We start from the raw sequence: 17,524 nt of genomic DNA on the forward strand, positions 1-17,524 counted from the left end.
AAGCGCACCTTGGTTTTGCTGTGGATCGTCGCCAGGGAGTGCCGCAGTTTAATCGGAGCAGAGCATGGGTACGCTCCACTCCGGTTTGGCTTGCTTTATTTAGAATCAGTGAAACGCATACTCGTCATATTTACGACAGATTCGCTACCATAAAAAAACATCCCTCTACAAATTCGGCGCCAGCCAGCGCTCGACATCTTCCTTGCTGGCGCCGCGCCGCGCCACCATGTCGCCCAGCTGATCGCTGCCGATCTTGCCGACGCTGAAGTATTTCGATTCCGGATGCGCGAAGTAAAAACCGGATACCGCCGCTCCTGGAAACATCGCGAATGACTCAGTCAGCTGCATGCCGATCTCGTCGCATTGCAGCAGCTTGAAAATATCCGCCTTGACCGTATGTTCAGGACAGGCCGGATAACCTGGCGCAGGGCGGATGCCTTTATAGCTTTCCTTGATCAGCTCTTGCTTGTCCAGCCGTTCCTGCGACGCATACCCCCACAAGTCGGTGCGCACGCGCTGGTGCAAATGTTCAGCCAGCGCTTCGGCCAAACGGTCGGCCAGCGACTTCAGCAGGATCGACGAATAATCGTCCTGCGCCGCTTCAAAACGCTTTTCGTATTTCTCGATGCCGATACCGGCGGTGACTGCAAACATGCCGATGTAATCTTTAACGCCGGACGATTTAGGCGCGATGAAATCGGCCAGGCATTGATTCGGCCGCTGGATTTTTTCGCCATCCTCGCCCTCGATCACAGGCTTCACGCCTTGCTGACGCAGGCCGTAATAAGTGAACGCAACTTCGGTGCGGGTCTCGTCGGTGTAAATTTCGATGTCGTCGTCATTCACGCTGTTGGCCGGCAGCAGAGCTGTCACGCCGTTGGCGCTCAACCAGCGGCCTTCGATCACCTGTTTTAGCAGCGCCTGGCCTTCGGCAAATACTTTGGTGGCGATCTCGCCGACTACTTCATCCTGCAAGATGGAGGGGAAAGGCCCGGCCAGGTCCCAGGTCTGGAAGAACGGACCCCAGTCGATGTATTGCGCGAGCGTCGCCAGATCGACATTCTTGAACACGCGGCGGCCGATGAATTTCGGCTTCACCGGCGCACAATCGCCCTCGAACGATACTTGCATTTTGTTGGCGCGGGCCTGTGCCAGCGTCAGAATCGGCAGCGCTTTCTTGTTCGCGTGCTGGACCCGGATGCGCTCGTAATCGGTCGCAATCTCGGCCAAATACTGATCGCGGCTTTCCGGCGTCAGCAACGATTGCGCCACCGCTACCGAGCGCGAAGCATCCGGCACATACACCACCGGCCCTTCGTAATTGATGGCGATCTTGACTGCGGTATGGGCGCGCGAAGTGGTCGCGCCGCCGACCATCAGCGGAATCTTCAAGGTGCGGAAATGCGCGTCGCGCTGCATTTCCTTGGCGATGTGCGCCATCTCTTCCAGCGACGGCGTGATCAAGCCTGAAATGCCGACGATGTCGGCGCTTTCAGCCTTCGCCATCGCCAGGATTTCCGAGCACGGCACCATCACGCCCATGTTCACGACTTCGAAGTTATTGCATTGCAAGACCACCGACACGATGTTCTTGCCGATATCGTGTACGTCGCCTTTTACGGTGGCGATGACGATCTTGCCTTTCGGCTTGGCGACGATGCCGGTGCGCTGTTCTTCCAGCAGTTTTTCGGCTTCGATGAACGGGATCAGATGCGCCACCGCCTGCTTCATCACGCGCGCCGATTTGACCACTTGCGGCAGGAACATCTTGCCCTGGCCGAACAGATCGCCGACGATATTCATGCCGTCCATCAGCGGCCCTTCGATCACATGGATCGGCCGGCCGCCGTTAGCCAATAATTCCTGGCGCGCTTCTTCGGTATCCTCGACGATCCAGTTCGTGATGCCGTTCACCAACGCGTGCGACAAGCGTTTTTGCACGGTATCGTTGCGCCACTCCAGCGTTGCTTCTTCTTTCTTGTCGCCGGCTTTCAGGCTGCTGGCGCATTCGATCATGCGCTCGGTCGCGTCTTCACGGCGGTTCAGCACCACGTCTTCGGCCCGCTCGCGCAATTCAGCGGGAATGTTGTCGTACACGCCGACCATGCCGGCGTTGACGATGCCCATCGTCATGCCGGCCTGAATCGCGTGATACAGGAAAACGGTATGAATCGCTTCGCGCGCCGGATCGTTGCCGCGGAAGCTGAAAGATACGTTTGAAACCCCGCCGGAAATCTTCGCGTGCGGCAGATTCTGCTTGATCCAGCGCGTCGCGTTGATGAAATCGACCGCGTAATTATTGTGCTCTTCGATGCCGGTCGCAATCGCGAAAATGTTCGGGTCAAAGATGATGTCTTCCGGCGGAAAGTCGAGCTTTTCAATCAGCAAATCGTAGGCGCGTTTGCAGATTTGGGTCTTGCGCTCGTAAGTGTCGGCCTGGCCTTTTTCATCGAACGCCATCACGATTGCCGCCGCGCCGTAACGACGGCACAACTTGGCCTGGCGCAGGAATTCTTCTTCGCCTTCCTTCATCGAAATCGAGTTCACCACCGCCTTGCCCTGCACGCATTTCAAGCCGGCTTCGATCACCGACCATTTGCTGGAATCGATCATGATCGGCACCCGCGCAATATCAGGCTCGGACGCGATCAGGTTCAGGAAGCGCGTCATCGCGGCCACCGAATCGAGCATCGCTTCATCCATGTTGATGTCGATGATCTGAGCGCCGTTCTCGACTTGCTGGCGCGCTACCGCCAGCGCATCATCGAATTGCTCGTTCAAAATCATCCGTGCAAATGCTTTGGAACCGGTGACGTTGGTGCGCTCGCCGACGTTGACGAACAGCGAATCCTCGTCGATCACGAACGGCTCCAGCCCGGCCAGCCGCATCGTATGGTTCGACTCTGGAATCAAACGCGGCGAAATATCCTTGAGCACTTCGGCAATCGCCTTGATGTGGGCCGGCGTGGTGCCGCAACAACCGCCGGCGATGTTGATGAAGCCGCTGTCGGCGAAGTCTTTCAGCAGCGAAGAAGTGTCGGCCGGCAGCTCGTCAAAACCGGTGTCGCTCATCGGGTTGGGCAAGCCGGCGTTCGGATAAATGCAGACGAAGGTATCGGCGATTTTCGACAGCTCTTCCGCATACGGACGCATCAGCGCCGCGCCCAGCGCGCAGTTCAAGCCTATCGTCAGCGGCTTCGCGTGGCGCACCGAATTCCAGAACGCCGGCACGGTCTGGCCCGACAAAATACGGCCCGAGGCATCGGTCACGGTGCCCGAAATCATGATCGGCAATTTCTTGCCGGATTCTTCGAAAAAAGTATCGATGGCGAACAGCGCCGCCTTGCAATTGAGCGTGTCGAAAATGGTTTCGACCAGCAGCACATCCGCGCCGCCTTCAACCAGCGCACGGGTCTGTTCCAGATAAGCGGCCACCAGCTGATCGAAAGTCACATTGCGCACCGAAGGATCGTTGACGTCGGGCGAAATCGATGCGGTTTTCGGCGTCGGCCCCAGCGCGCCGGCGACGAAGCGCGGCTTGTCGGCACTGGAATACTTGTCGCAAGCAGCACGCGCCAGCTTGGCCGCCTGCAGGTTCATCTCGTAGGCCAGATGCGCCATGTGGTAATCGTCTTGCGCCACCGAGGTCGCGCCGAAAGTATTGGTTTCGATCAGATCGGCGCCGGCGGCCAGATACTGCTCATGGATTTCGGAAATGATCTGCGGCTGCGTCAACGTCAGCAATTCGTTGTTGCCCTTGACGAACAATTCACGCGGATTCGGCGTGCCATCGGCCAACGCCGGCGCTGCAAAATCGGCGAAACGCCCGTTCGGCCCGCCGCGATAATCCTGCTCGGTCAGCTGGTATTGCTGGATCATGGTGCCGGTCGCACCGTCCAGGATCAGGATGCGTTTGGCGAGCAAATCGCGCAGGATGGTTTCGGTGGCGGAGATATTGGGGATGGCGGTGCGTGTCATAGTTTCATTCTCAAAAAGCAAAAAACCCGACTAGCCAGGAGTCATTTGGTCTCCTTAAAGCGGGTCGGGTCATTTTCCACTTTAGCTGTATTTGTAGTGGCGTAGTTTTCACTACTCCGTGCGCCCGCAAGATGATTCTCAAATCGGCGCTTAATTGTCTCCGGAAATTATACGATAAATCAGGTATTTTCTTTTTTCAGGAGCAAAACAGGAATTGTTGCCAAGGGTAAATATGGCGGCTTTTTGCATCCCGCAAAGTATGGTGATACGCAGCAATATGCACCATGAAAGTTATGTCTCTGCCACCGAATGCATGCTTAACTTGCCGGCCGGCTAGACCAATATCGATTCGGCAAACGCAGTGCTGATAAATATCAAAAGCAGTGCAAAAACCATCACCATACTGGCATCTGAGTTACGGTCTTGCGCTATGGCTGCGGCGACAGCGCCCTTGATTTTGAGCGTGTTCAATTCTGTGGAGGTACGTCATGACCAGCACCGAAGAGAGTGTTATTGAAGATTTCAGAGCGACCTTGCGCGGGCCATTGCTGCTGCCGGACGCGCCCGGTTTCGATGCCGCCCGCGCAGTCTGGAACGCGATGATCGACCGCCGGCCGGCCATCATCGTGCGTTGCGCCGGTGTGGCCGATGTAATGGCGTCGGTCAACTTCGCGCGCGAGCACCATCTGCTGCTGGCGGTGCGCGGCGGCGGCCACAATATCGCCGGCAACGCGGTCTGCGACGGCGGCCTGATGCTCGACATGTCGCTGATGAAATCGGCCTGGATCGATCCGGAGGCGCGCATCGGTTATGTGGAAGCCGGCGCCACGCTGAGTGACTTCGATCATGAGGCGCAAGCCTTCGGGCTGGCCACGCCGCTGGGCATCAATTCCACCACCGGCGTGGCCGGCCTGACGCTGGGCGGCGGCTTCGGCTGGCTCACCCGCAAGCACGGCATGACGGTCGACAATCTGGTCGCGGCCGAGATCGTCACCGCCGACGGCAAGCGCTTGTGGGTCAGCGCCACCAAACATCCGGACTTGTTCTGGGCGATACGCGGCGGCGGCGGCAACTTCGGCGTGGTGACGCTGTTCGAGTTCGCGCTGCATCCGGTCGGACCCGAAGTGCTGGCCGGGCTGGTGGTGTTCCCGTTCGATCAGGCCAAACAGGTGCTGACCCGCTACCGCGATTTCGTCGCCGCCATTCCGGAAGAATTGAGCGTCTGGGCGGTGCTGCGCAAGGCCCCGCCGCTACCGTTTCTGCCGCCGGAAGTGCATGGCACGGAAGTCGTGGTGTTCGCGCTGTTGTATGCCGGCGATATCGAAGACGGCCAGCGCGCCATCGAACCGCTGCGCAGTTTCGGCCAGCCCTGCGGCGAACACATCGGGGTCCAGCCATACAGCGCCTGGCAAAAAACCTTCGACCCGCTGCTCACGCCGGGTGCGCGCAATTACTGGAAATCGCACAATTTTTCGGCACTCAGCGACGATGCGATCGATACCGTGATCCGCTATGTCGGCACGCTGCCTTCGCCGCAGTGCGAAATTTTCATGGGCCTGGTTGGCGGGCAAGCCAGCCGACCGGCACCCGACGCCACCGCCTATCCGCACCGCGATGCGCTGTTTGCGATGAACGTCCACACCCGCTGGAGCGATCCGGCCGAGGACGCCAAGTGCATTGCGTGGGCGCGCGAATTTTTCGATGCGGCGACTCCCTTTGCCACCGGCGGCGTGTACGTGAATTTTCTGACCCAGGATGAAAGCGGCCGGATCGGCGCGGCTTACGGGCCCAACTACGAGCGGCTGGTGCAGGTGAAGAATCAGTACGATCCGCACAACCTGTTCCAACAAAACCAGAACATCAAGCCGTCGATTTAGCGCACACGCCATTCCACTGCAGCGGACTGGCTCGCCTGGCTTTCCGCTGCAGATATACTACGCATTGTATTTTTTATGTACGCATTTGAATTATTCGGAAAATGCTTGGTTATTTGGCATACTCCCGTATTTTTTCAATTGCGCATGCGTAATTTGCACAAAGCAAAAAATGCCGCCAGCGACAATCCGCCGGACAGCAGCAATGCTGGCCTGAGCCCGCCGCCATCCAGTATCAGCACGAAGGCGAACGGCGCGGCCGCTTGCATGGTGCGGGCAAAAAGCGCCAGTGTGCCGGTCAACGCACCGTAGCCGACCGGCCCGAACAGCGCCAGCGGCAACACCCCGCGCGCAATCGAAATCATGCCGTTGCCGGCTCCGTGCAGCAGCGCAAAGCAGGCTCCCGCCAGCGGAACAGTGGCCAATCCGCCCAATCCGCCCAGCACCAGGCATGCGGCCGGATGCAGGACGGTGGCGATGCGGGCGGTGGTGAGCGGACGGATTTTGGCGTGCTGGGTCAGCCCGTATTCGGCCAGACGGGCCGCCACTTGCGCCGGCCCCAGCAGCGTGGCGGCGAACAACGCCTGCGCCGCGCTTGCGCCGTTCAGCAACAGCAGCGTCGGCAAATGCACCGCCATGGCCGAAGTCACAAACGCAGTCGCACCGGAAAACAGGCACAGATAAGCCACGTCGCGCCGGCTTGGTGGCTGCGGCTGCACGGTGATTTCGGGCGGCGCTGGTTTTACTCCGCAAGCTAAAGTTGGCGTTGGAGTCGAAGTTGAGGCTGCCTCCGCGCTGCGGCGCTTGCCGGCATAACGGTAATGCAGCGGCAGCGCGACGCACAGCTGCAGCAGCGCCCACGCAGCGCAACACCAGCGCCAGCCCCAGTGTTCCAGCATCCAGGACGACAACGGCCAGCCCACGGTGCTGGCAAAACCGCCGATCAGCGTGACGCCGACGATCAAGCGCCCGGCGGATTTGCCATATTGATGCACCAGCGTCGCAAACAGCGCATCGTACAAGCCCAAACCCATGCCGACCCCGATCACGCACCAGGCCGCGTACAAGCTGAAAACGCCGCTGGCGCACGCCAGCATCAGCAAACCGCTTGCCAGCGCCAGATTCGAACACAGCAGCACGCGACGCCCGCCGACACGGTCAATCCGACGCCCGATCATCGGCCCGACCAGCGCCATCACCACCAGCGACAGCGAAAATGCCGCGAAGAAGGTGCCGCGTGAAATCTGCAATTCGGCGGCGATGGCAGTGCCCACAATCGCCGGCAAGTAAGTCGATGAAGCCCAGGCCAGAACCTGCGCGGAGCCCAGCGCAACCAGCGGGACCAACTGGCGGTCGGGCTGGTGGATTATCGGAACGGCGCGCAGGGAGGATGTCATCGAGATTCGGCAACGATTAACGGCGAAGCAGCATTATTGCGCCAGTCCCGCTTGTTTGAGAAAAATCAAAATTGCCGGGCCCGACAAACGCTAGTGTTTCATCATCTGATGAGGAGACTGATATGCGAATCGGTGGAATTTCCACGCTTGAGGCAGTGCATTGCAAGCGCGAAGCGAGTGTGCTGGAAGCCGCGCTGCTGATGCGCCAGCACCATGTCGGCGACCTGGTCGTGGTCGATGCAGCGGACGAAAAATTGTTACCGGTCGGTATTTTGACCGACCGCGACATCGTGGTCTCTATTGTTGCCGAAGGGCTGGACGCCAAGAGCATCGAAGCGGGCGACATCATGAGCGCGGAACTGCTGTCTGCCGGCGAAGACGACGATGTGCATGAAACCATAGAACGGATGCGTTTCAAGGGTGTGCGCCGGATGCCGGTGATCAATAGCCACGGCCACCTGGTCGGAATTGTCAGTGTCGATGACTTAATGCAATTTTTGGCCGAAGAGATGAGCGAACTGTCGCGCATCAGCCTGCGCCAGCAATCGATCGAAAAACAGGCCAGAAAGTAAGGCTGGCAACTGACGGCCGTCATGCTTAAACCGCGCGTTGCCGGCAGTCTGCCCAATCGCTTGCCCGCCTTTGCATGTTCCGGATGAAGAGGTGATCGATGCGCGTATCTTGTGGACAGCGTTGGTTTTTCCGTTGCGTCGTCTTGCCGGGCATGGCCGGAATGTGCGCCGTGGCCGGCGCCCAAATTACTGTGGTCGGCGCCCAAACCACCGCTTCCACCCCGGCGTTGCAGACTGAAGTCTTGGCCCGGAATCTGGAACACCCGTGGGCGCTGGCTTTCATCGGCGACGGCCGCATGCTGGTCACCGAGCGTCCCGGGCGCTTGCGGCTGATGCAACCGGACGGCGCGCTGGGGCCGCCGATTGCCGGCGTGCCGGAGGTCGATGCGGTCGCCCAGGGCGGTTTGCTGGACGTGGTGGCCGACAGCGATTTTGCGCGCAACCGCACCATTTATTTTTGCTATGCGCAGCCGGCCGCGGGCGGCGCGGGCAATTCCACCGCGCTGGCATCGGCCCATTTGTCGGCCGATGCCAGGCGGCTGGAGCAGGTCACCGTGCTGTTCAGCCAGCGCCCCAAGGTCAGCAGCAATGCGCATTTCGGCTGCCGTATCGTTGAAAATACCGACGGCACGTTGTTTTTGACGCTGGGCGAGCGCTTTTCGCGCATGCAGGATGCGCAAACGCTCACCAACCACCACGGCAAAATAGTGCGGCTGCGCAAGGACGGCAGCGTGCCGCCGGACAATCCGTTTGTCGGCAAAAGCGCTGCGCTGCCGGAAATCTGGAGTTATGGCCATCGCAATGTGCAGGGCGCCACGCTAGGCCCCGACGGGCGGCTCTGGACCCACGAACACGGCCCGCAAGGCGGCGATGAAATCAACCGGCCCGAGGCCGGCAAGAATTACGGCTGGCCCGTGATCACCTATGGCGAAAACTATGGCGGCGGCAAAATCGGCGCAGGCTTGCGCGCCAAACCCGGCATGGAAGCGCCGCTGTATCAGTGGACGCCATCGATTGCGCCCTCCGGCATGGCCTTCCTGCGCAGCGCGCGTTACGGCCGTGCCTGGCAAGGCAGCCTGTTCATCGGTTCGCTCAAGTTCCATTACCTGGCCCGCCAGGAATGGCGCGATGGCAAACTGGTGCGCGAAGAACGGCTGCTGCAAGACCTCGACTTGCGCATCCGCGACGTGCGCGAAGGGCCGGACGGTTTGCTGTATGTATTGACCGATGAAAGCCAAGGTCAATTGCTGCGCTTGCGGCCGGAGCGCTAACACCGCCTTCAGCGCATCTGGAAGAATTAAATACTATGCATTGTATTTTTAGAGTGCCAATATAATATTACGTAAAATCTATTGTTTATAGCCATACTCCGCATAAATATATCTTCATCCGATGATGCGCGGAAGCCCTGAACGCGCTCGAATGCCTTTATGCTAGCCTTGGCGCTGGATCATTCACTGACTGCCATGTACACCCAATTCTTCAACTTGCAACAAGCGCCGTTTTCGATCGCCCCCGATCCGCACTATTTGTTCATGAGCGAGCAGCATCGTGAAGCGCTGGCGCATTTGCTGTATGGCGTCGGCAGCGGCGGCGGCTTCGTCTTGCTGACCGGCGAAATCGGGGCCGGCAAGACCACGGTGTGCCGCTGCTTCCTGGAACAGATTCCAGACGACTGCAACGTCGCCTACATCTTCAATCCGAAGCTGACGGTGCCGGAGTTGCTGCAATCGATTTGCGACGAGTTTGGCATCAGCGTCGGCATCGGCATCGGCTTGCCACACGGTGCCGGGGTCGATGCCGCATCGGTCAAGGATTACGTCGATGCGTTGAATGCCTTCTTGCTGGCCGCCCACGCCGAGGGCCGGCACAACGTGCTGATCATCGACGAAGCGCAAAGCCTGTCGGCCGGCGTACTGGAACAATTGCGGCTGCTGACCAATCTGGAGACCAACCAAAGCAAGTTGCTGCAGATCATCCTGATCGGCCAGCCCGAGCTGCGCGGCATGCTGGCTCGGCCAGAACTGGAACAACTGGCCCAGCGCGTGATTGCCCGTTACCATCTGGGGCCGCTGGCAGCGCCGGAAACCGCGCGCTATATCCGGCATCGGCTGGCGGTGGCCGGCATGCTTGACGCCACTGTATTTCCGCCGCCGGTGATGCAGCAGATTCATCGCCTCACGCAAGGCGTGCCGCGCCGCATCAATCTGCTGTGCGACCGCGCGCTGCTGGGCGCATATACCGAAAACAAACACAGCGTCGATCGCGCGATAGTCAGGCAGGCGGCGCGTGAAGTGTTCGGCGATTTTGCGCCGGCAGCAGGTGCAGCCGTAGCCCCCGCCATCCGCCCGGCTCTGGTCTGGCTGATGGCGGGCACCCTCGTTGTCGTCGCGCTGGTATTGGGCTGGAATCTGCAGCAAGAGCACAGTAAACGTGATAGCCGAAGCAAGACCGTCCAGGCCGCGCCCGCCAAAATCAATCACACCCCGCCCCCCGTAACGGCGGCGCTGCAGGCTGACGCCGGATCGCCGGATCGCCGTGACGCGTACCGGCAACTGGCGCAGTTGTGGGGTTTTACATTGCCGGAAGGACCACCCTGCCAAGCCGCGCAGCAACAGCGCGTGGCCTGTTATGTCGCCGGCGGGGTCGGATTGGCCGCATTGGCGCAACTCGATCGCCCTGCGATCCTGACCCTGCAGGACCAAAACAATACGGCGAGCTATTACGCGCTGCTGACCGAGCTGACACCAGGCAGCGCCACCTTACGCACAGGCAACGTCAGCAAAACCGTGCCGCTGGCGGTGCTGGAGGCGCAATTTCGCGGCCAGATGGTGACTTTCTGGCGCACCCCGACCGCGCGCGACATCGCCGGCATGGTCTTTGGCCCGGGCACGCAAGGCGCCGAGGTCGACTGGATCGCAGCCCAGCTGGCGCCATCGGCGCAATCAACGCTGCCGGCCGGCCAGATATTCAACCAGGCCCTGAAGCTCCAGGTGCAGCAGTTCCAGCGCGCCCATGAATTGGCCGCCGACGGCATAGTCGGCCCGATGACCTTCATGTACCTCAATCGCGCCGCCGGCATCGATGAGCCGCGCCTGCATCAGGCTGGCGTCGCCACTGCGGAGTCGGGAAAATAATGTCATACATTCTGGATGCCCTGAAAAAGGCTGAAGCGCAACGCACGCTGGGTGCGCTGCCGAATATTCATGCGCCGGCGGTTTTCGCCGCCAGCTCCGTTGACCGCGCGCCGCTTTGGCAGCGCGCATGGCGCTGGGGCGCGCTGGCGGTGCTGGTCATGATCCTGATCGCGCTGGCCTGGTTTCGGCCCTGGCAGCGCGGCGCTGTGCCGCCGCAAGCAGCGCCCGTCGCGCCCGTCACACCGGCGCAATCCGCTGCGCCGGCAGCATCGATTGCGCCGGCACTGCCGCCGCCCGTGCGCATTGCGCCAACCCAGCCAGCGCCGCCGGCACCCAAGGCCACGCACAAAGCCGTGCCGCTGGAAGCCAGCAAGCCTAAGGCCGCAGCCAGCAGCGCGCCAGCGTCGCTGCCCAAGCAACGGCCGGCCGTAGCCATCACCCCGCCCGCAAAAAAACCGGCTCCGACGCCGTCCGCCAAGGCGGCCGAGCCGGAACTGCAGACGCTGCGCGAACTGCCGCCCCAAATCCAAAGGGAGATTCCGCCACTGGTCATCAGCGGCTACATCTATTCCAGCAACCAGGCCGAGCGCTCGCTGCTGATCAACAACCAGTTACTGCGCGAAGGCGATACCGTCGCGCCCGGCCTGATCCTGGAAAAAATGCTGCGCGGCGCAGTAGTGCTGAATTACCAGGGATACCGTTACCGGATGCCGTATTGATTGAGGTTGGATACGACGGATGGGCAATCGAGCGCATCCGCAAAAAATTGATCCACATCATATATGCGGCAATACCATATCGCTAGTATCGTCGTCCATGATCTTGCGCAATTTTTGCGGTGTTTACATCGAAAAATAGGCGCATTAATGCACTTAAACATTGAAACCGCACAATGCACAAGGATGAAAAAAGGATGAAATTGTGATACCCGCGTTATCCAAAACCCATGACGGCAGCACCAGTCTCATCAACCTGAAAAGCATTATTGCCAAGACCAGCTTGTTCAGAATGCTGGACGAGAAGCAACTCGACGACATCGTATCCGGCACCCGATCCTCCCAAACCAAGACAAATACGCCGATCGTCAGTCACGGCGACGCCGCCAATGGCGCATTCTGGATTGTCTACGGGCAGGTCAAAATCGTTCTGCATACCAAACAGGGCACCGAAAAAATCCTCGAAATCCTGGGTCAGAACACCTGTTTCGGCTTGGGCGAGATGCTGCTGGAGCGCCCGCATATTGCGCTGGTCAAGACCACCACCGACGCCATGCTGCTGCATATCGATCGCACTGCGATCATGCGCGTGGCGGCGCAGAATTTCGATTTTTCACGCGAACTGATGACCTGCGTCGGACGCCAGTTCTACAGTCTGGTGCGCGATATCGAAGCTTATTCGCAAAGCGCCAAACAGCGGCTGGCGGAATACCTGCTGCGGCAAAGCCGGCGCGAAACCAGCGACGATATAGAACTGGTGGCCAAAAAATCGCTGATCGCTTCCCGCCTCAGCCTGACGCCGGAAACCCTGTCGCGCCTGTTTCACGACCTCTCTGCGGAAGGCATGATTGCGATTTCCGGCCGGCGCATCAAGATTCTCGATTTTGAGCGGATGTCGGCGGTAATGCCGTAATGACAAAGAATGCGCCGGCCTGAGGCAGTTTCCGCGAAGTTTCCCCTAATTTTCCGCAATTTTTATCCGACGCTTGAAATCGCCCGCGCCGCTTACAATTCCGACCAGCGCAGCGGCTTGCCGTTTTGATCGGTCACCTTCAGCATCTCCGCATAAATCTTGGCCTGCACCAAGTCCGGCAGGCGCACAAAATCCAGGCCTGCCACCAGGTGGTCGCCATGCATGAACGCCCAATTGAAAAATTTCAGGGTGGCGATGGCGTTTTCAGGTTTTTGGGCAACCTGGGCAAGGATGATGAAAGTGCCCATCGTAATCGGCCAGCTCTCGGCCCCGGATTTGTCGGTCAGCATTTCTTCGAATGCGGCCCGGCGCAGCCAGTTGCTGTTTTTTAGCGCAGCAGCAAAACTTTGCGCGTTCGGTGCGACAAAGTTGCCCTGCCGGTTCCTGAGCCGGACGTAGGCCAGTTTCTCTTGCACCACATAGTTGTAATCGACATAAGCGATTGCGTTGTGGGTTTGCTTGACGCCAGCGGCCACGGCGCTGCTGCCTTTGACCGGCACCACGCCGGCCGGCCAGGCGATGGTAAAACCGCGACCGAATTTTTCCCGCCAGTTAATCTGCATCTTGCTCAGATAATCGCTGAAGTTATAAGTGGTGCCGGAACCGTCCTGGCGCACCACGACCACGATAGCCGCGTTGGGCAGCGGCAGTCCGGGGTTGAGGGCGGCTATCGCGGCGGCATCCCAGCGGGTGATTTTGCGCGCAAAAATATCGGCCAGCACTTCCCCTGTGAGCAATAGCGCACCGGGTTTGATGCCGGCCAGATTGACGACCGGCACCACGCCGGAAATCGCACTGGGAAAGCTGATCAGCCGGTCTTTCTTCAGGTCTGCCGCAGCCAGCGCCACATCGCTGGCGCCAAAATCGACCGCGTGTTGCCTGATCTGCAGCAAGCCCTTCGATGAGCCGACCGGCGCATAGGCAATCTTGACGCTGGTGCGCTGCCGGTAGATTTCTGCCCATTTTTCATACAGCGGTTTGGCGGCAGACGATCCGGCGCCGGTTATGTCACCAGCCAGCACGCGACCGGCAGCACACAGAAAAAGCAATGCAAATACAGCGTTTTTGATGGACATAAAGGCTTGGGTGCAATCGGGCAACGGGAGCCACATCATGCCCAATAATTGTTACCGGGTAATGAATCGCGCACTCCGCAGTCGTTAGCCGTTGCGCCGCAACCATTCCAGCGCGCCCAGTCCGGCTGCACGGCCGCTGGCAAAGCTGGCCGTCAGCAGATAACCGCCGGTCGGCGCTTCCCAGTCCAGCATTTCGCCGGCGCAGAAAACGCCGGGCAGCGCGCGCAGCATCAAATCCTGCTCCAGAGCATCAAAGCACACCCCGCCGGCGCTGCTGATGGCTTCATCCAGCGGGCGCGCCGCGTTCAAAGTCAGCGGCAGCGCCTTGATTTTGGCGGCCAACACTGCCGGCTGGGCAAAATCCTCTTTGCTTATCAACTCGCGCAGCAGGCCGGATTTGACGCCGGTGATGTTGAGCCGGCTTTGCAAATGGCTGGACATCGAGCGTGCGCCGCGCGGCCGGCTGATTTCCGCTGCGACCCGCTCAGGCGTCCAGTCGGGTGCCAGATCGAGCGTGACAGTGGCGCTGCCATGGGCGGCAATGGCATCGCGAATCGCGGCTGAAAAAGCATAAATCAGGCTGCCTTCGACCCCGGAATCAGTAATCACGAACTGGCCCTTCTTGCGTTGCACCGTGTTGCCATCGGCAAAACTGAGCGCTACCGGACTCAGCGGAGCACCGGCGTAGCGGCTGCTGAAATGCGTACTCCAGACACAATCGAAACCGCAATTGGACGGCTGCAGCGGCGCCACCTCGACCCCGCGTGCGGCCAGCAGCGGCAGCCATGCGCCATCGGAGCCGAGCCGCGCCCAGCTGCCGCCGCCCAGCGCCAGCACTACCGCGTCCGGCTTGACCGACGTGCTGCCATCGGCGCTGGCAAATTGCAGCGCGCCGTCCGCATCCCAACCGAGCCAGCGCTGGCGCATGTGAAAGCGCACTCCGGCCCCGCGCAAGCGCTGCAGCCAGGCGCGCAGCAAAGGCGCGGCCTTCATGTCGACCGGGAACACGCGGCCGGAACTGCCGACGAAAGTCGCCACGCCCAGGCCATGCACCCATTGCCGCAGCGCATCCGGCCCGAAAGCCTCCAGCAGCGGCGCAATCTGCGCCCGGCGCGCGCCATAACGCGACAAGAACGCATCGATCGGCTCGGCGTGGGTGATGTTCATGCCGCCCTTGCCGGCCAGCAGAAACTTGCGCCCGACCGAAGGCATCGCATCAAACAGATCAACCTGAATTTGCCCGTTTGCACCCTGGGCCAGCGCCTCGGCCGCCATCAGCCCGGCCGGACCGCCGCCGACGATGGCGACACGGCGTTTGCTGGTATCGGAACAGATCATAAATTCTTTCATATTGAAATCAAGTGGTGAGCGGGCGTGGCGGCGATGGCGGTGGCGGCGCGTTTGGCGCTAAACCCTGTTTTGCGCAACGAAACACGAATGCCATTTGACAAAACAATTGTCATGTCCTAAACCACAGTCAGACCAACTAAAAAGGAGACTGTCATGACTACCGATATCGCTTATTTTCGCACTGCCATGTCGACCGGCGCCGAGTTTCAGTGGACGCTGTTCTGGAACGGCGTCGCCTGGGAAATCCACGCCTATCGGGACCTGGAGCAAACGCACTGCCCGCTGCATACCGCGCGCGAAGAAATCCGCGCATTGCAGACGCTGGACGCGGCCGCCGGCGTCCTCAAGACCCTCGGCGTCGGCAGGTTTTCAGTCGATCAGAATCGCAGCCTGCCGCACGAAGAGCGTGTCCTCGCCGGCGGCAACCAGTGCATCGGCTCTTAAAACCAGCCCAGCAATCTGGCAAAAGCCATCAGCAAAAAGGCCGCGGTCAGGAAAAAACAAATGCTGCGATTGAACACGAACGACGGCAGTTTCTGCCGAGCCTTGATAGAAAAACTGCCGGCGGCGAGGCCGAAGTACATGCACAGGCAGGCCAGAAAAACCATGCTGGCGATGTCGTACCAGGGAATCGGGATGCCATTGATGGGTTGCATAAGCGGGTGATCCGAGGTGAATAGAGGTGAGTAGATAAGGTTATATTTTTTCTGCCGCGGAATTGGCACTGGCAACGGCGACGCTGCCCGGCCACAGCAGCTTGCCGCGTGCGTCGACCTGCGTCAAGTACAGGCGCAGGTCGAATTCGTACTGATGGTAATCCGGCTCCATGTGCGTGCAGAGCTGATAGAAGGCTTTGTCGTGCTGGGTTTCCTTCAGATGCGCCAGTTCATGCACCGCGATCATCTTCAGGAATTCCAGCGGCACCTCCCGAAACAGCGAAGCAATCCGGATTTCGCGCTTGGCCTTAAGTTTGCCGCCCTGCACCCGCGAAATCGCGGTATGCAAGCCCAGCGCATGCTGGATGACTTTAATTTTGCTGTCGAACGCAACCTTGGACAGCGGCGCGGCATTGCGCAAAAACTCGTTCTTCAGCGCCATCACGTAGTCGTACAGCGCGCGGTCGGTGCGCACCTCGTGCAGGCAGCCGTATTTTTTCAGCAGAATGGTGCCGAGCCGATCCTGTTCCAGCAGCGTGCGCACCTGGCTCTTGATGTCTTCCGAATAACCGGCCAGGTATTTCAATGCGTTCATGTGTGGCATATCTGCTCAACAAACCTCAAAAACACCGGCGCTGCGGTTCTTGCTGACCTTGTCCCAATCGAACACGCGCCCATTCATCGCCACGTACACGCCGGCCGGCAGCGTTTGCGCCACGCCGATGGCAAAGCCGAGGTTGAACAGCGCGTCGGAATTGGCGATCTCATACGGAATCATCGCGCCGGTCAGGATCACGGTCCTGCCGAGCGCGGCCGCGCCCAGCACTGCCGCGCTTTCGCGCATGGTGTCGGTGCCGTGGACGATGACGATCGCGGCTTCAGGCGCTTGCCGGCAGCTGGCCAGCAAGCGCTGGCGGTCGGCGTCCTGCATCTGCAGCGAATCGAGCAGCGGCAGCACTTCGAGCGTGTGCGCTTGCGTAATGCGGCTGCGCTGGAGTGCTGCCGGCAGGTGGCTGGCGCCAAAGCCAAGCTGACCGGCAAGCTCGTCGTAATGCTTATCGAAGGTGCCGCCGCTGGCAATAATGCGTAGTGTCATGTTGTGAGCCGGTTAACTGGCGTGATTAAAAAATAGTGGGGTATATGCAATTAACGTGCAATTGCCGAAATGTTTCATTGCGCGCATTAAAAATACAACAGAGTGTATGCAGCCTCAGACAGTCGGCGCGCGCTGGGTGAAAACCTATCTTGCATCTTCAATAAGCACTAACTAGCCCATGCGGCAAAACTATGCGCGATCATTGTTCGTATCTGGCGCCCTGAGTTCTTTGCGAGATTGCCCGCGCTGACGTTCGCACAACAAAAGAACTCAGCTAGAATATTGCGCATGCATCGCTTCCTAGCCCTTCGCCGCCTGTTCACCTGGATTGCCGTCATGGCAATTCTGGGTGGCGTCATGGCACCGGCGATTTCGCCTGCGCTGGCCAAAGATAGCGGCAACGGCGATACGACATCCTGGTTGCAAATCTGCACGGCGCATGGAATCAAACTGATTCTTGCCACCGATTTGCAGCGCGAGAATCAACCCGCGCAGCATAGCATCCACCGGGAGCATTGTCCGTACTGCGCCCTGCAGGCAAGCGCCTTGCCGCCTGAACAGAACCAGCCTTTCCTGTTTCCGGCGGCTCAGGCAGCCTCGCATTCCTTGCAGTTTTTCTCTGCCCCGCGGCCTTTGTTTGCCTGGTCGGCCGCCAGCCCACGGGCGCGCCCCACTCTCTGCTGAAGTGCAATTGCGCCA

At 59.8% G+C, this 17,524-nt stretch carries 15 protein-coding genes; 8 read left to right on the forward strand and 7 right to left on the reverse strand.

The window, feature by feature from the left end; all coding sequences use genetic code 11:
- Positions 1-165: 165 nt before the first annotated feature.
- A complete protein-coding gene (metH, locus tag FKCLFG_RS15700; protein ID WP_472613999.1) occupies positions 166-3,978 on the reverse strand; it encodes a methionine synthase in 3,813 nt (1,270 codons plus the stop codon).
- A gap of 488 nt (positions 3,979-4,466) precedes the next feature.
- Here metH and FKCLFG_RS15705 point away from each other — a divergent pair, with 488 nt between their 5' ends.
- Positions 4,467-5,855, forward strand: a complete 1,389-nt coding sequence (locus FKCLFG_RS15705) for an FAD-binding oxidoreductase (protein ID WP_472614000.1) — start codon at positions 4,467-4,469, stop codon at positions 5,853-5,855.
- 134 nt (positions 5,856-5,989) lie between these two features.
- Here the strand turns inward: FKCLFG_RS15705 and FKCLFG_RS15710 are convergent, their stop codons facing one another.
- A complete protein-coding gene (locus FKCLFG_RS15710) occupies positions 5,990-7,249 on the reverse strand; it encodes an MFS transporter (protein WP_472614001.1) in 1,260 nt (419 codons plus the stop codon).
- A gap of 122 nt (positions 7,250-7,371) precedes the next feature.
- Between FKCLFG_RS15710 and FKCLFG_RS15715 the strand changes: the two genes are divergently transcribed.
- The 5 genes from FKCLFG_RS15715 (at position 7,372) to FKCLFG_RS15735 (ending at position 12,587) form a co-directional block, all read left to right on the forward strand.
- Complete coding sequence (locus FKCLFG_RS15715; protein ID WP_472614002.1) at positions 7,372-7,821, forward strand: CBS domain-containing protein; 450 nt, start codon at positions 7,372-7,374, stop codon at positions 7,819-7,821.
- 98 nt (positions 7,822-7,919) lie between these two features.
- Positions 7,920-9,092, forward strand: coding sequence for a PQQ-dependent sugar dehydrogenase (locus tag FKCLFG_RS15720; protein WP_472614003.1), 1,173 nt, complete (start codon positions 7,920-7,922; stop codon positions 9,090-9,092).
- Positions 9,093-9,287: 195 nt separating this feature from the next.
- Positions 9,288-10,958 (forward strand): ExeA family protein, encoded by a 1,671-nt coding sequence (locus FKCLFG_RS15725; RefSeq protein WP_472614004.1) that lies wholly within the window; start codon positions 9,288-9,290, stop codon positions 10,956-10,958.
- Positions 10,958-11,677 carry a general secretion pathway protein GspB gene (locus FKCLFG_RS15730; RefSeq protein WP_472614005.1) on the forward strand — a complete coding sequence of 240 codons (720 nt, stop codon included), beginning with the start codon at positions 10,958-10,960 and terminating at the stop codon, positions 11,675-11,677. Before FKCLFG_RS15725 ends, FKCLFG_RS15730 begins: the two co-directional genes overlap by 1 nt.
- Before the next feature lie 202 nt (positions 11,678-11,879).
- Positions 11,880-12,587: a Crp/Fnr family transcriptional regulator gene (locus FKCLFG_RS15735; protein ID WP_472614006.1), complete on the forward strand. Its 708-nt coding sequence runs from the start codon at positions 11,880-11,882 to the stop codon at positions 12,585-12,587.
- A 92-nt stretch (positions 12,588-12,679) separates the two neighbouring features.
- Here the strand turns inward: FKCLFG_RS15735 and pstS are convergent, their stop codons facing one another.
- On the reverse strand, positions 12,680-13,723 hold the full coding sequence (gene pstS, locus FKCLFG_RS15740) for a phosphate ABC transporter substrate-binding protein PstS (RefSeq protein WP_472614007.1): 1,044 nt from the start codon (positions 13,721-13,723) through the stop codon (positions 12,680-12,682).
- A gap of 84 nt (positions 13,724-13,807) precedes the next feature.
- Positions 13,808-15,073, reverse strand: a complete 1,266-nt coding sequence (locus FKCLFG_RS15745) for a TIGR03862 family flavoprotein (protein WP_472614008.1) — start codon at positions 15,071-15,073, stop codon at positions 13,808-13,810.
- A gap of 153 nt (positions 15,074-15,226) precedes the next feature.
- Here FKCLFG_RS15745 and FKCLFG_RS15750 point away from each other — a divergent pair, with 153 nt between their 5' ends.
- Positions 15,227-15,517, forward strand: coding sequence for a hypothetical protein (locus tag FKCLFG_RS15750; protein WP_472614009.1), 291 nt, complete (start codon positions 15,227-15,229; stop codon positions 15,515-15,517).
- Here the strand turns inward: FKCLFG_RS15750 and FKCLFG_RS15755 are convergent.
- Genes FKCLFG_RS15755 through FKCLFG_RS15765 form a run of 3 tightly spaced genes read right to left on the reverse strand, consistent with a single transcriptional unit; the run spans position 15,514 to position 16,825 of the window.
- Positions 15,514-15,729 carry a hypothetical protein gene (locus FKCLFG_RS15755; RefSeq protein ID WP_472614010.1) on the reverse strand — a complete coding sequence of 72 codons (216 nt, stop codon included), beginning with the start codon at positions 15,727-15,729 and terminating at the stop codon, positions 15,514-15,516. The genes FKCLFG_RS15750 and FKCLFG_RS15755 overlap by 4 nt on opposite strands.
- A 40-nt stretch (positions 15,730-15,769) precedes the next feature.
- Positions 15,770-16,324, reverse strand: a complete 555-nt coding sequence (locus FKCLFG_RS15760) for a YgjP-like metallopeptidase domain-containing protein (protein WP_472614011.1) — start codon at positions 16,322-16,324, stop codon at positions 15,770-15,772.
- Positions 16,325-16,339: 15 nt separating this feature from the next.
- Positions 16,340-16,825, reverse strand: coding sequence for an asparaginase domain-containing protein (locus FKCLFG_RS15765; RefSeq protein ID WP_472614012.1), 486 nt, complete (start codon positions 16,823-16,825; stop codon positions 16,340-16,342).
- A gap of 288 nt (positions 16,826-17,113) precedes the next feature.
- Here FKCLFG_RS15765 and FKCLFG_RS15770 point away from each other — a divergent pair, with 288 nt between their 5' ends.
- Positions 17,114-17,509 (forward strand): DUF2946 domain-containing protein, encoded by a 396-nt coding sequence (locus tag FKCLFG_RS15770; RefSeq protein WP_472614013.1) that lies wholly within the window; start codon positions 17,114-17,116, stop codon positions 17,507-17,509.
- Positions 17,510-17,524 lie beyond the last annotated feature (15 nt).

The organism is Gelidimonas denitrificans (genome assembly GCF_055694065.1).

What these genes read in the sequence shown, in the direction of transcription:
- metH (WP_472613999.1), bottom strand. Translation starts at nt 3,978, where the DNA reads ATGACACGCACCGCCATCCCCAATATCTCCGCCACCGAAACCATCCTG.
- FKCLFG_RS15705 (WP_472614000.1), top strand. Translation starts at nt 4,467, where the DNA reads ATGACCAGCACCGAAGAGAGTGTTATTGAAGATTTCAGAGCGACCTTG.
- FKCLFG_RS15710 (WP_472614001.1), bottom strand. Translation starts at nt 7,249, where the DNA reads ATGACATCCTCCCTGCGCGCCGTTCCGATAATCCACCAGCCCGACCGC.
- FKCLFG_RS15715 (WP_472614002.1), top strand. Translation starts at nt 7,372, where the DNA reads ATGCGAATCGGTGGAATTTCCACGCTTGAGGCAGTGCATTGCAAGCGC.
- FKCLFG_RS15720 (WP_472614003.1), top strand. Translation starts at nt 7,920, where the DNA reads ATGCGCGTATCTTGTGGACAGCGTTGGTTTTTCCGTTGCGTCGTCTTG.
- FKCLFG_RS15725 (WP_472614004.1), top strand. Translation starts at nt 9,288, where the DNA reads ATGTACACCCAATTCTTCAACTTGCAACAAGCGCCGTTTTCGATCGCC.
- FKCLFG_RS15730 (WP_472614005.1), top strand. Translation starts at nt 10,958, where the DNA reads ATGTCATACATTCTGGATGCCCTGAAAAAGGCTGAAGCGCAACGCACG.
- pstS (WP_472614007.1), bottom strand. Translation starts at nt 13,723, where the DNA reads ATGTCCATCAAAAACGCTGTATTTGCATTGCTTTTTCTGTGTGCTGCC.
- FKCLFG_RS15745 (WP_472614008.1), bottom strand. Translation starts at nt 15,073, where the DNA reads ATGAAAGAATTTATGATCTGTTCCGATACCAGCAAACGCCGTGTCGCC.
- FKCLFG_RS15750 (WP_472614009.1), top strand. Translation starts at nt 15,227, where the DNA reads ATGACTACCGATATCGCTTATTTTCGCACTGCCATGTCGACCGGCGCC.
- FKCLFG_RS15755 (WP_472614010.1), bottom strand. Translation starts at nt 15,729, where the DNA reads ATGCAACCCATCAATGGCATCCCGATTCCCTGGTACGACATCGCCAGC.
- FKCLFG_RS15760 (WP_472614011.1), bottom strand. Translation starts at nt 16,324, where the DNA reads ATGAACGCATTGAAATACCTGGCCGGTTATTCGGAAGACATCAAGAGC.
- FKCLFG_RS15765 (WP_472614012.1), bottom strand. Translation starts at nt 16,825, where the DNA reads ATGACACTACGCATTATTGCCAGCGGCGGCACCTTCGATAAGCATTAC.
- FKCLFG_RS15770 (WP_472614013.1), top strand. Translation starts at nt 17,114, where the DNA reads ATGCATCGCTTCCTAGCCCTTCGCCGCCTGTTCACCTGGATTGCCGTC.